The organism is bacterium SCSIO 12741, assembly GCA_024398055.1.
In the GTDB taxonomy this organism is placed as follows: Bacteria; Bacteroidota; Bacteroidia; order Flavobacteriales_G; family Salibacteraceae; genus SCSIO-12741.
The window spans coordinates 4,202,232-4,215,725 of sequence record CP073749.1; the positions used below are offsets into that span (position 1 = coordinate 4,202,232).

General features: G+C 43.2%; 15 protein-coding genes. 2 read left to right on the forward strand and 13 right to left on the reverse strand.

From position 1 onward, the window contains the following. Position 1 precedes the first annotated feature (1 nt). From KFE98_17935 to KFE98_17985, 11 genes are all read right to left on the reverse strand, one after another. Positions 2-415: a YeeE/YedE family protein gene (locus tag KFE98_17935; protein UTW61871.1), complete on the reverse strand. Its 414-nt coding sequence runs from the start codon at positions 413-415 to the stop codon at positions 2-4. A gap of 24 nt (positions 416-439) precedes the next feature. Then, a complete protein-coding gene (locus KFE98_17940) occupies positions 440-997 on the reverse strand; it encodes a YeeE/YedE family protein (GenBank protein UTW61872.1) in 558 nt (185 codons plus the stop codon). Between the two features lie 13 nt (positions 998-1,010). After that, positions 1,011-1,841, reverse strand: coding sequence for a universal stress protein (locus KFE98_17945; protein UTW61873.1), 831 nt, complete (start codon positions 1,839-1,841; stop codon positions 1,011-1,013). Positions 1,842-1,952: 111 nt separating this feature from the next. Next, positions 1,953-2,582, reverse strand: coding sequence for a Crp/Fnr family transcriptional regulator (locus KFE98_17950; protein ID UTW61874.1), 630 nt, complete (start codon positions 2,580-2,582; stop codon positions 1,953-1,955). Positions 2,583-2,774: 192 nt separating this feature from the next. Next, entirely contained in the window at positions 2,775-3,323 is a 549-nt protein-coding gene (locus tag KFE98_17955; protein ID UTW61875.1) for a thioredoxin family protein, read from the reverse strand. 142 nt (positions 3,324-3,465) lie between these two features. After that, positions 3,466-3,765, reverse strand: a complete 300-nt coding sequence (locus tag KFE98_17960; protein UTW61876.1) for a response regulator transcription factor — start codon at positions 3,763-3,765, stop codon at positions 3,466-3,468. Positions 3,766-3,767: 2 nt separating this feature from the next. Beyond that, positions 3,768-4,109: a response regulator transcription factor gene (locus KFE98_17965; GenBank protein ID UTW61877.1), complete on the reverse strand. Its 342-nt coding sequence runs from the start codon at positions 4,107-4,109 to the stop codon at positions 3,768-3,770. Beyond that, on the reverse strand, positions 4,102-6,075 hold the full coding sequence (locus tag KFE98_17970) for a tetratricopeptide repeat protein (protein UTW61878.1): 1,974 nt from the start codon (positions 6,073-6,075) through the stop codon (positions 4,102-4,104). Before KFE98_17970 ends, KFE98_17965 begins: the two co-directional genes overlap by 8 nt. A 27-nt stretch (positions 6,076-6,102) precedes the next feature. Next, positions 6,103-6,852: a hypothetical protein gene (locus tag KFE98_17975; protein UTW61879.1), complete on the reverse strand. Its 750-nt coding sequence runs from the start codon at positions 6,850-6,852 to the stop codon at positions 6,103-6,105. A gap of 2 nt (positions 6,853-6,854) precedes the next feature. After that, a complete protein-coding gene (locus KFE98_17980; GenBank protein ID UTW61880.1) occupies positions 6,855-7,907 on the reverse strand; it encodes a trypsin-like serine protease in 1,053 nt (350 codons plus the stop codon). 189 nt (positions 7,908-8,096) lie between these two features. Further along, positions 8,097-9,014: a C1 family peptidase gene (locus KFE98_17985; protein UTW61881.1), complete on the reverse strand. Its 918-nt coding sequence runs from the start codon at positions 9,012-9,014 to the stop codon at positions 8,097-8,099. 286 nt (positions 9,015-9,300) lie between these two features. Between KFE98_17985 and KFE98_17990 the strand changes: the two genes are divergently transcribed. Then, complete coding sequence (locus tag KFE98_17990) at positions 9,301-11,715, forward strand: tetratricopeptide repeat protein (protein ID UTW61882.1); 2,415 nt, start codon at positions 9,301-9,303, stop codon at positions 11,713-11,715. On the opposite strand, the gene KFE98_17995 is transcribed toward KFE98_17990, so the two are convergent. Then, positions 11,716-12,369: a YdcF family protein gene (locus KFE98_17995; protein UTW61883.1), complete on the reverse strand. Its 654-nt coding sequence runs from the start codon at positions 12,367-12,369 to the stop codon at positions 11,716-11,718. A gap of 103 nt (positions 12,370-12,472) precedes the next feature. Here KFE98_17995 and KFE98_18000 point away from each other — a divergent pair, with 103 nt between their 5' ends. After that, the gene (locus tag KFE98_18000; protein UTW61884.1) at positions 12,473-12,853 is read left to right on the forward strand and encodes a hypothetical protein; all 381 of its coding nucleotides are present in this window, start codon (positions 12,473-12,475) and stop codon (positions 12,851-12,853) included. Here the strand turns inward: KFE98_18000 and KFE98_18005 are convergent. Then, positions 12,850-13,473: a hypothetical protein gene (locus KFE98_18005; GenBank protein ID UTW61885.1), complete on the reverse strand. Its 624-nt coding sequence runs from the start codon at positions 13,471-13,473 to the stop codon at positions 12,850-12,852. The genes KFE98_18000 and KFE98_18005 overlap by 4 nt on opposite strands. Positions 13,474-13,494 lie beyond the last annotated feature (21 nt).

Consider the following 13,494-nt stretch of genomic DNA (forward strand, 5'->3'; position numbering starts at 1 on the left):
CTTAATGGGGTAATCGGTTTTTGATTATGCCATAAAGAAGGGTCCCCAATAAGGCAAAGGCGATAACAATCAAAATGCTTAATGCTCCAGCCCCAACCAAAACATACATCGGCCCTGGACAAGCTCCTGCCAGAGCCCAACCCAGTCCAAAGATGATTCCTCCAAAAAGGTAACGTGGGATGCTTTTGTTTTTAGGAGCAAAAGAGATCGGAATGCCCGATACGCTCTTGAGGTTCGATTTTTTGATCAGAAACACAATCAGCATTCCCAAGCTGACTGCCGTGCCGATAATACCGTACATGTGAAACGATTCGAAACGGAACATCTCATAGATTCGAAACCAGGACACGGCCTGAGATTTAAACATGATCACTCCGAAAAGAACGCCTATTAGTGTATATCTTAAATATCTCATTGTGATGCGATAAGAGTTCTTTGATTAAAGGATTACAGGTAACAATAAATGGGTCATTATAAGGCCGCCTACGAAGAAGCCAATAACAGCTACCAACGAAGGCCACTGGAGGTTACTCAGTCCGCTAATGGCGTGTCCTGAAGTACATCCACCAGCGTAGCGAGCACCAAAACCAACCAATAGTCCACCGATGGCCAAAATCAAAAAGCCTTTTAAGCTCAATACGGCGTCCCATCCGTAAAGCTCAGCTGGCACATATTGACTGCCTGGTGTATTGAATCCGAGTTCCCGCAGGGATTCAATGGTGGTAGGATTTAGATCGATGGTTTGATCAGGAGTTAAGAAAGTGTGGGCCAGAAAGCCTCCAACCATGGCTCCCAAAACAACCATAAGGTTCCAGCGCTGAGACTTCCAGTCAAACTTGAAAAAATCGGCGACGGCCCCTGCTCCACCCATCGAACATACCGTTCGAAGATTGGATGACATACCAAAGTTTTTTCCCTCGTAGATCAAAAGAAACATGACCAGCGTGATCAATGGGCCCGAGACATACCAGGGCCAGGGATTCAAAATAAAATCCATGTGATGCGAATAATTAGTAAATAAAGAGTGGCGCAAAAACGTGATTAGCCACTGCGGTTTTTAAATCTTTGGGGTAAATCCAGGAAAGGGAATCACGGTGCAGCTCAGAAACCACAATCATCTGAAGGTTATCCTCCAAAAGATGCTGGGTCAATTTGCTTTCGTCACTTCCACTCTCGTTGAGCACATGAAGCACTACTCGTTTGAGTTCATTATCCTGGGCAAACTTTTCCATCCGCTTCCGATAGGTTTCAGCATCCGCTCCACCAGAACCATGCATAATCTTGTAAAGATGAACCTCCGCTCCGAAGGCATCGGCCATTATTCGAACCTGGCGCACATTCTTGGAATGGTCTTCTTCGAAATCATCAAATAGGCCTATTCGCTCAATGGTATGATCACCCGAACGATCACATTTCAGGCTCAATACTGGAATGTCAACCGATTTAATCATCCTTTCCAAAGTGGTATTGATGAAGAAGTCCTCATAGAACTTAGTTGGATGAGCACCCATAAATAGAGCGTCAAAGTTTTCGTTTCGGAGCTTGTAAGCCACAATCTTATCCAACTGACCGATCAGCACAGAAACCTTCTTTATCACCGGGCTCTTAGAATAGGCTTGAGACTTTTCTCGAGCCTTCGCCTGTTGGGCGTATAGCTGGGATAAATCGATATCAGAACAATAATCGGTAATGGAGCCGTCGTCCTTTAAAGGCACTTCGGAATAGGAACTAACCACGTGGAGTAATTCTACTTCCAGGGGTTCTTTTTCATGGATACGCTCTGCAAACTGATTCACGTACGAATCGGTCTCAGAGAACTTAGTAAGCATAAGTACTTTCATCTGATCTGAAATAAATGGAGAATGTTCCCGAATTCAGATGCAAATGGACAAAACTCAGCTGGCTTTATCAGCTACTTAGGTTACACAAGTGGCCGGAGGGCCCAGTATTACTTAGAAATGCAATACCTCTACCTTGTTGCGGTGAAGTTTGATTTCACCTTCTTTTTCCAGTTTTTTAAGTAATCTGGATACGACAACCCGACTGGTGTTTAGCTCGTAAGCAATTTTCTGATGGGTTAATGATAACTCGGCTGTAGAGTTGATCATTACACTATTCTTCAGGTATTTGGTCAGGCGCTCTTGAAGGTTTAGAAAGGCCAGGTCGTCGATGGCTTCGAGCATTTCGTTTAAACGGTTGTTGTAGCTTTCAAATACAAAATCGCGCCAAGATTTATACGTCAACCACTCCTCCATTTTGCTGGTAGGTACCACGAGCAATTTAACCTCCGTTTCAGCCACGGCCTTGATGTTGCTCTTCTTGTGATTTACGCAGCAAGTGAGGGTCATCGCACAAGTGTCTCCCGGTTCTAAATAATACAACAACACCTCATTACCATCATCATCTGCCTTGAGGATTTTGATGGCTCCTTCTAGCATGATGGGCATATTTTTGAGGTAATCTCCTATGTCGATTAATACTTCATCGCGTTTTACCTCTTTATAGGTGCCACAGGCATCCATATCATTGAGCAGCTCTTGCTCGAAAAGGTAACTAAAACGCTGTTGGAGTATTTCTTTCATGCTCATAGGAAAAATGTTTGAATGCTTCGGCAAAATTAGGAAATAACGGCTGGTATGGAATGAATGGATTCACAGTAAACCTCCACAACGGAGTAGAAAAGGAAGAGTCGTTTAACTCCAAATTTTAACTACTTGAGAATCAAAAATAATCCTCCGATATGGAGGGTAAAAAAGAAATATCGTTTGTTAGGCTTAATTCGCAGCAGGCTGTTGTTGCTGCTGCATCTTGTCTTTGTTGGCCAAAATTTGATTAGCCGTTTGAATGAACTTCACCTCTTCTTGACCGGGTTGACTGCCGCTTGGATAACCCAAGTTGCCAAAAGGAGTAATTTGGTAAGACTTCGCTTCTTCGTTGTAGCTCATATCAAAAATCCAGATGGTAGGAAAACCACGTGGCTGAAAAAAGTTTTTGAGCTCTCTGTTTTGAGCGGCCAATTCTGGCGGAAGCTGCTTTCTTCTTGGGTAATCCAATTCGAGTAGAATCACATTTTCGTTGGCCCATGCAACAAAGGCAGGTTTTCTAAACACATTTGCCTGCAGCTTCATGCACCATCCGCACCAGTCACTTCCAGTGAAGAAAGCAAAAATGGGCTTATCCGTCTTTTTAGATTCAGCCTGGGCCTCTTCAAGCTTCACATACCAATGCAAGGATTCTTCATTATTAGGAGCGGCCTGCGATGAGGCAGTCAAACTTCCAAAGGTTAACGTGAGGGTGGTAAGAATAAGGATAAACGGTTTCATGCTCTACAATCTTTTTTCAAACCTATAAAAGTACCGAATGTTTTAACGCGCTACCGCATTTTAACACTGCAATAACAAAGTTGTTTGGCTGACTTGTAAAATGAAAAGCCTTTTACTTCTGTGGTTTTGCCTTCTTTCGGCTTTAACACAGACCGTTGTCTATTGCAAACCGGACTAGGCCGGTGGCGTTGTTTACGGGGAGCTTGGCGATTAGTTTTTTTCGATGTGTTTTAACGGTATGTTCGGATATGAAAAGTGATTCTGCAATTTCAGCGGTTGTTTTGCCCTTGCATATTTCTTGAAGAACATCCAGTTCCCTTTCGGTTAGTGAGTAGCGGGAAGATTGTTCCGTTTCGGAAGGAGTGTTAAGCCTATGAAGCAGTGATTCGGCAGCCTCTGGCGACATGAATACTTTTCCTTCTGCCACTTCTCTTACGGCCAATTTTAGGATTTTGCTGCCAGCAGTTTTGAGGACATAGCCATGTGCCCAGAGTTTAAGGCGGTTTGAATAAACTCACTTTCGGGATGAGTAGACAAGATGAGAATTCGGATATGAGGATGCTTTTCTTTCAATTTGCGAGCGATTTCCAGCCCATTTTCACCGGGTAACTGAATATCAAGAAGTATCAAATTCGGACTCACCCGATTGAGTAACCTAAAAAGGGATTTGGAATCTGAGGCCTCACCGATGCAGTTTAGATCCTTCTCTTCCTCCAGCAGTGCCTTAAGGCCTTCCCTAAAAACCTGGTGATCGTCCACCAGGACTATTTGAATCCTATCATTCATCGTTTTTCACTTGTTTTAGGGGAATTCTAAGGCGTACCTCTACCCCATTTCCAGGTTCACTTTTAAGGGTTAGTGTTCCATTTAACACTTGTGTTCTTGAGCGAATATTGGTTAATCCGATTCCACTTTCCGGATCGTCTTGGTCAAATCCTTTTCCATTGTCCTTGATCTCCAGAATCACTTCCTTCTCTTTTTGAATCAAGGTAAGCTTGATGAAACTGGCCTGGGCATGTTTGATCACATTGGTAGTCAATTCTTGAATAATTCGAAACAGCGAAGTCTCCAAGTTTTTTTCCAGCGGTTTTTCCCAACCCGCAGTGATCAATTGAACCTTAATTTTCCCCGATGATTCTAAAGCATCACAGAGGTTTTCAACCGCTTTAACAAATCCAAATTGATTGAGCACTCCCGATTGCATATTGTGAGAGATGCGCCTCACCTCGGAGGTAGTTTCATCGAGGAGGTAATCCATTTTGGTCAATACTTCATCCGGCATTTGAGGATGTTTTTCCAATCGGTCATGCAATCGGTCGTATTGGAGGCGCAGTGTCGCCAGCAAGTTTCCCAAACTATCGTGGAGTTCAGAAGCCATTCGTTTACGTTCCTTTTCTTGCCCATTGAGCATGGCCCGGGCCCCATTGAGTGAAATCTCCTGATCTTTTTTGAGGAGTCGTTCTTCATCCAATCGGATACGGGTTTGTTGCCTTTGATAAAACAGCCAAAATGCTATTCCTGAAATTAGGAGCAAAAGCCCCAAGGATGCACCAATAAGCGCCATGAGGTGGTTTTCCTTCCTCTGTTGGGCATTTCTTTGAGCAGCCAATTCGAGGTCCTTCCTGCTCTTTTGCAATTCAAACTCCGATTCTAATTCGGCCTTTTGTTGATTTTTTTCTAACGTAAATAGAGAATCGCGTACCTCGGTATAGCGCCTCATAAGCTCAAAGGCATATTCAGATTCATTTTGTTGGTGATAGAATTCGGCAATTTGAGGCAACAATTCCCGAATGAGCCAGGCCAGGTTATTGGCTTCGGCCAGTTCTATCGCTTGCTCAAAACAAGATTTTGCGGAATCCATTTGCTTCTTTAGTTCATAATTGCGGCCAAGATTGAACCAGGTTTCCATTTGAGCTCCGGGTAATTCAAGCTTTTGGTAATTGCTCAATGCGATCCGAAATTGACGTTCTGCGTTTCCCAAATCGCCAAGTTCCTGATATACATTCCCCTTATTGATCGCATGCATAGCTTCCTTTTGAAGGCTGCCTTCCTCATGCCAGTATGCACTTGCCAATTCCAGAAAGTAAATGGCACTGTCTAATTGATTGCGGTAATAGTAGTAATTAGACATGTTGGTTTGCAGTTCAGCTAAATGCGGTTGAAATTTTCCACGTTCGGCTATCTCAAGGCCCTTTTGGAAATAGTTTTTCGCCATTTCCCATTCTTTAGCTTCAAGCTGAAACAATCCATATCCATTATAGGCCCGGGCCAGGTGCAAACTATCTCCGTGATTTTCCAAATAAGTAAGCACGGCTACCCACTCCTTCATGCCTTCTGAAAACTCTCGCAACATCCGGTAGCACAGGGCTATTTGCTGTCGCACATTGGTTGCTCCCAAACTATCACCTTGTTGGTAGCGTAGGTTCGCACAATGGCGAAAGTGATTCAAGGCCTCCTCCACTCGGTCAAACCGTAAGGAAAGTGTCCCCAACCGGGATTCAGCATCAGCCAATCCTTTGGTGTATTTGTGTTTTTCGGATAAGACCAAGGCCCAATTCGCATAGTCGAGCCCTTTTTGTGGTTCATCATTGCGGCTCTTCCACGCCCATTCGTTTAAGGTATCTACACGTTGATCAATTTGTGAGGGGAAGTGCTGGAGCGAAAGGACACTATCTCGAATATCCTTCTGCAAGGCATAAGCCTGAAGAAAAACCAAGAGTATAATAAGGGTGGCTGACAGCTTTCGCTTCATCCACCCAAATTATAAAAATCGGATCAATCAGTGAGTAGCGCAGCCCTTAAAGGGTAAGGATGATTTCCAATCGGATTCTTCCATAAAAAACCAGGAAGTGGGTTTAACGTCGGAGTTTGCTTCTCTTAGTTTTCCCTTACCCTTGGGATTGCCATCATGAATACTGGTAATAACCACTTTATCATCTTCTTCTGAATCATTGGTTCCAATGGTCTCCTCCAATTGATCATGGGCATAGTCTCCTGAACTTCCTGGGGTGCTTAAGGTAATGTCTGCGTCGTATTCATAGAGATCTTCAGAGGTATTAGCCAAGGTCAATTGAACCGATTCCTGCTTGGTGTCATCCCAAATCATCACACTGATGTGATGGTGAGTTTCGGATTGAATTTTGGTCAGGTAGCAATGAGGAGACAAAGAACTGATCGGCTGGTCATCCATGTCATCGTAGTTTAAGATCACATAATGCTGATCCTCCCATTCAGAATTGCCCGCTTCTTTTGTACGGACGATGATTTGAACTTCCAATTCATGGGAAGAGTTTTTGGAGTAATCGTCTGAGAAAACCACTCTGTTTTCAGTGAGTCCCTGGGGATCCTCTACCAATTCCAAGTAAATGATTCTTCGGATTTCCGGAGAGGTCGGAAAAACAATTTTAGCGTCATAATTGTACTTCTTAGCCGGATCTAATGGTACTATGACCTGCAAATTCATCAAAGCTGAAGAAGATTCCTGGGTAATGTACCCATGTGGTCGAAGATATTTTTCAAAACTTGCCATAACTAATTAATTTCGATCTTCAATTTTTTGATTTCTTCATTTATCGCATCCATGCGCTGAACCTTTTCAATGGCCTTTTTTCTAAAGCTATTAGCAGGGTTGTTAGGGTCTCTGGAAATCACGCACCCCACTTCGGTATATTGCGTAAAGTCGCGCTGCCCACCAACCAGAATTCCAGTTAAATGAAAGTTTCTGGCTGAAAATACGGGCGCACCGGAATCTCCTTGAAATGCATCGAGGTTCGATTCGTATAAGTCTTTAGTAAGCATGCGCTGAACCTTGGCTTCGTCGGAGTATTTCATGGGCAGGCCCAATCCATGACCAAGCATGTACAAGGGTTGTCCTTTTTGGGCGGCTGGAGCGTGTCGATTGATGGTTTTGAGATCATACCAAGGTACATCTTTGTATAATTCAATCAGGGCAAAGTCCTGGGTAAAGTTGTAACGGATAAGTCGAACTTCCTTGGCCCAAAAAACTTCCTCTGCCTTATGGTAGCGAGTTTTAGCCTCTGTGTGCAAACTTCTATTTTCGTTTGTATGCCGGTAGTTGAATACAAACCGATAATCATTCAGAATATCCTTATCCTTCAGCCGTTTTCCATTATTATAAAATAGATGGCCAGCCGTTAGAATGGTTCTTTTTCCAATTAGCACCCCAGTAGCGCATTTAAAACTGGGTTGATCGGCAAAGCGTTCCTGACGGCAAATAACTCGTTTGCCACCACCCTGTCGATCATAACGTTGTTCGAGATTAGTGGAGGGAAGCATCAAATGAGACTGGCCGTTTCTGTCATGTTTGGGTGCACGCATAACGGCACAAACCTGTAAGGATTGTTTCATAATCTTTTGGATGACCTCTCTGGGTTTGCGCCTGAAAGTATAGTTGCCCATTTGGTATTTATTGTCCCAGAAGGCAAGATCTTCTATAGAATGAATATCTACGCGATTGTCTTTTTTGTTCAGGCTTTGAACCAGCTGTCGACTGGCTATACTTCCCAATAAGGCAGTGTATTGGTGCAGAATCGCTGGATTGGTCGTTTGAAATAACCTTAACATATCCTCTGCCGCATTTTTACCTCGCGGCCGATCAGAGGACACAGCTTTACTTAAGTTTTCCACCTTGTCTTGAAAACTTTGGTGAAATGACATTAAATCAGAATTTCCCATGTTACAGTTCTTTTGAATAAAGATCAAGGAAATCAACAAGCCTTAGACTTCTTGCTGATTTCCTCTTTCATTTATGGTTTAAACACGAGCCCCAATGGTTCTGAGGTCCATATATTCCATTTGGTACATGGTCCACCAATCTCGGGTAAGCCCCTTGAGAACATAGTCGTATGGCAACCAGCCAAAACCGTCATCTCCCCAACCGGTTCCCCAGGAGTTTTGAAACAAAATGGCTCCTTTGGAAATCATGCCATGCCCGTTGTCGATCTCGATGTTGTCATCGTAACCTACGGCAAGAACCGCATGTCCACCTCGACGACGATCTCGAGCGTGTGGAAATGGAACCTTCCCAGTTGTTCTCGAGCGACTAATAGAACGATAAACAGAAAAGCCAAATACCATTGGAATCTTAAAGTTAACCATGGTTTTAACGGCACTGAGTAGTCGAGCTCCCTGGCGGTTGGAGTGATCGATACGAGCATAGCGCAACGCTTGAAAACTCTGTCCGAAAGAATAACAAAACGCAGAGGGTTCCACATCAAACTGACCAATTCGATAGGGCCAATAAGTCTCGGGAGGCATGCCAAAAATGGCCAGGGCTCCAATAGTACTGCGATTGGTAGCACCCGTATCTCCGGTAAGTCCCATAAGGTTCCGAGTGGTTTTGTAGACAAACAGACGGGAGCCGTCGACAAACTCTCCATGTTTTTTGTTTTCCATGAACTCATAAAGACTCACAGCTGCCTGTGCCGTACAAGATCCCAGTGAACCTTGATTCATAACGGGTGAACAAAACGCTTTCATGTGAGACGCGCTCGGCAGGGTTAACTGAGAAAAGAAGCCATCGTTATCCAAAACATCGGCATCTTGGTAGTGTTTGACCATTTCAGTATAACGGTCATCTTTAATTTGTTGCTCATCAGGATCTCCTAAAATGAAATCTCTAATGTCCGGTGCTTCTGGCGTCCAGCCAGAAAGATTGAATTCAGTTTCCATGTTCTATTTTTTATAGGGTTTACAATAAGTTTCATATCCCGCCTTGATGGCAACGGCGTTTAATTCAAAAGGGTAATGCATAGAAATAAGTTTAAATGTTTGCCCAAAATTCCTAATAGACAGCTCTTTAAGACTCACTCTTAGAACGTATATCGGTCCTCTTTTAGGGGTAAATGCCATCCCCTAAAGAGGGAGGTCGTCTAATGGATGAGTGCTTGAGAATGGCAACCAGGTCAGAGTAAAGGATTTGTTTATATTTATAAAGATCAACCCATTACCTAAACGAATGGATCAGAAAAAAGCCATATCCTCACCGTCTATTCCATCTGAAAATGCCCTTGTTTATGGCTTCTTGACTCTCTATCTGCTGTTATCGCTGATTTGGCATTTTACCACTCATGCTCCATGGGATGATGACTGTGTGTCTCGCTACTACAACGTCGTTCAGGCAGCTGAAGACCCGGTTCATTTTGTAGAAGTTTGGAATCGGCCGCTATTTGTGTTGCTCTTTTTTATTCCTATGATGATTTCCAGGCATGGAGTATTACTCATGGCCATTATTTCAGCCGGAGGGGCGTTTGCACTCTATAAAGCTGCTCGAAAACTGGAACTCAGACAGGCCTGGTTGGTGGTGCCTTTTTTACTTTTTGAAGCCTTTTTCTTTACCATTTCCAGAAGTGCGTTGGCGGAACCCCTGGCCACGGCTATTTTATGTTTTAGTCTTTGGTTCTATTATGAAAAGAGGTTCTTTTGGTTTGCTCTTGTGGGCTCTTTAATTCCCCTGGCCCGGTTGGAGATGTCGATTCTTTGGGTATTCTGGGCCTATGTACTCATTCGTGAGCGCCAATGGAAATTCTTGTTTATGATGGGAATACCCATTGCTTGTTGGAGTTTGGCTGGAAGTCTTATTGAAGGCGGTGCATTTTGGTTGTATGATGAAACTTTGGGAAAGGAGAATTCTTCCAACCGATATGGACATACCACATTGGGTCACTATTTTCAGCGCTATATCTATGTTATTGGACCAGTCGTTTTCTATTTCCTATTCATCGGAATGTTTCAACGAATTCGTAAGAAAACGGCCTCTTTTGCACTGGAAGGCCTGTTTATTCTTGGCTTTTGTGTTTACGTCCTCTTTTCGTGGAAACTAAATCTTGGTCAGGCTGCGGGCTTTGTCCGGCATCTTGTCGTACTCTCCCCTATGGCAACACTTCTGGCCCTCTATGGCTTTGATTTTTGGTATACGGCCGCAACGGAGAAAAGAGGTTCTGTTGAGGACGAATCTGAATTCCAATGGGATGAAGAAAACGAACGTCAAAATCTGGCGAATAGGATTGAAGAAATTCAATTGGAGGGAACAAGACGGAAAAGAAAAAGCAAGGCCATTCGCTACGAGATTCGAAAGGTGGAAAAAGAATTTGAAAAAAGGAAGCTGAAGCTAACCCAGCCTGCCAATGCCACCTCAAAAACTCGTTTTGTTCTTTCAGATCAAGCTTTTATACTTCTTATCACTTGCCTTATTCTATTGGTAACCTTGGCCTTCCATTCCCAGGAAATGCTCATTCACCACAACCTTACGGATGACAAAGATTACTTGCGGGCCATTTATTTGGGTGTTATTCTTCTGGTATTCCTATTTCTGATGTTCTATTCCAGAAAGCGAAGTATTTCGTCTAATTGGAGAAATGGAATGGCCTTATTTATGGGTGCAGTGGCTATTTCCTATACCCTGTTTACCGAACCACCCAACAGCCACAATTCCGATGAGCGGGAAATGGTTCGAGCCTTTTCCGACTTGTATACTGATGGCTTTTTTGGAGACGAGAACATTTATACCAATCACTTCTACTTCTTTTGGGCCAATGACATCTATCCCTATCAGGATCGTTTTCCAAGGTTGACTCAACAAAACATCGACGAGGCGCCCGATTCATCCTACATCATTTGGGAAAATCATTACAGCAACCGACTTATGGGCGATGTACCGGTTAGCCATTTTGAGGACAATCCGGATTACGTGGTCATTTTATTGGAAGACCTCCCCACTACCCAATTCAGGATTTCGGCCTTTCAGAAGTTACCCAATGCTACTCCTTACCAAAAAATAGATATCTACAATCGCTTTTTGTCCATTAACCCTAATTTCAAAAGCCCTTACATCAACAGAGCTCGTGTGCTTCAGGAGGAGTATAACAAATATGAATTGGCCATTCAAGATTATGAAAGAGCCCTAGCTATCGATCCTGATATAGTATTCGTGCACTACAACATCGGTATGTGTTATTTTCACATGAATCAACTGCAAAAGGCCTACAAAAGCTTTTACCACAGTTATCAGCTCGACCCTGAATATGCCGATGCCTATTTCAACGCCGGTTTGATGAGTAATCGAATTGGTGATCATGGATTGGCCCTCGAAAACTACAACAAGGCCATTCGGTTAAACCCCAATTTGAACATAGCTCACTACAGCAGAGCTTATACCTTAGTTTCCATGGGCAGGCACCAAGAGGCCATTCCCGATTATGACTGGCTCATTGAACAAAAAACGAGTTACATGAGAGACGCCTACTATTCCAGGGGGACCATTAAATGTTACTTAGGTCAAATAGATCAAGGGTGTGCCGATCTTCAAAAAGCGCTGCAAATGAATCATGCTGAAGCGGCCTCTAAACTTAGCCAATACTGCGGCACTCCGTAATCACTTAACCACTTCGTCGGGTAGAAATTTACCCCCAGATCGAGCAAAACGTTCATACCAGGGTTTGCGTTTTTTGTAATCTACCCAGCCAGGTTGAAAACATACACTGTCGTTAATGGCTACTTGAAAGCGAAAATCCAAATTGATGGAATCCTTTTGCATGGGCACCATGTTGTATTGAATATTGGTTTGCCGTTCAAATCGGGAATAGCGTAAAGACTGAAAAGCATCTGTGGCTACAAGCAGGTCTTTGAGTTCGTTTTTACGGGCCAAAAGATTGGAATAATACAAGTTGTCTACCGAGTTTTCGGCTTGTGGCTCCACAATGATCTTGTCCGCAGGAATGCCCAGAAGCAAGGCATATTCCTTCATAATGCATCCCTCTACGTAGGGAGTATATACCGCATTTCCTGAAAAAATGATGTAGTCCGCAAAACCACGATCATACAGATGCTTGGCCCATAGAAGTCTATAGAGCATTATTTCAGTCATTCCCTCTTGGTAATAGGGCGTTCCGGGAACTACCAGTACGTCGAAGGGTTTAACGGTTTGAGCATATTGATATCGGTTTACCGCGATCTTGTCATAATTCAGGGTTTTGCAGGATTGCAGCAAGATGAATATGGATAGGAAAAAGGCCCCATGCAGTCTCATAGAAAATCTGTTGAAGTTTAAGGTGTTTCTCAAATTTAGGGAAAGCCATGAAAAAAGGATACTAAGTCATAGACTATCTTAGTAGCCCAACACCTAACCCATCATGGATCTGATGACCTGCCTAAAATTCGCTCAATACCTAACTCACGAATGCGATCGCTGTTTGAGAGAAAGCGATATAGATGATGACCAAATCAGCCGCTTAGCTATGGAGACCGAACGATTTCAAACCGATTGTTCACTATCTGACCTTCCTGCCGAATTGAAAGAACGGATTGCTTCCATTCACTTGGAATATGATCCGGACCAATTTTCTTGGGATACGGTTTGGATAATAATTGCCGTGTTTACAGTTGGAATTTGGGGGATCGCCTTGTTTTACCTAAGACAGGAAAGACGCAAATCTGCCATTCTCTCTCTTCGAGGGCAATTTGAAGGCATTCCTATGTTTATTCGACTCAACTATCCTGAAGTGGACAATTAATACGGATAGAGCGGCTTGAGATATAATTCAGAAAGAATAAAAGCAAATCCTGAAAGCACAATGCCGATCATAAAAACCGTGTAGGCGATTCTTAGGTAACGGTATTTTTTTCCCAGAACTACTCCTAAGTAATAGATGTCTCGAATAAGGCTATCATAAAGATAATTGGCATCAGCCATCACTTCCCTCATGGCCCATTCGTAATCCTCTACCGGCATTTGGTGAAAGTTGCCAAAGAAGAGCAAGTTGTTCTTTTTCTGAATAACGTCTTCCTTGGAGAAAATCCCTTGGTTTACATGAGGCCGAGTGGCCAAAATGGCAATTACAATGGTAATTAAGCAGAATACCGTAAGCAGAACCGTAGCAATAACCAAGTAAGGATACTCCTCCAATTTTCGGAACATAACCGTGAACAAAATGGAGAGAATAATGGAATTAATCGAGATCAGAATGTTGGCCTTGTTATCGGCAATAGCACTGAGCTGCAAGTGATTTCTCGAGGTAGTACGAAACATGGTTTCAATCCCCCGGTCGGGTCTTAACTCCTTGTTCTTTTTGGCTTTAGCTTTAAGTTTTTCAACTTGTAGCTTCAGCTGTTCTATTTCTTCGTTTTCCGTCATTTTCTATTTATCGGGCAGCAA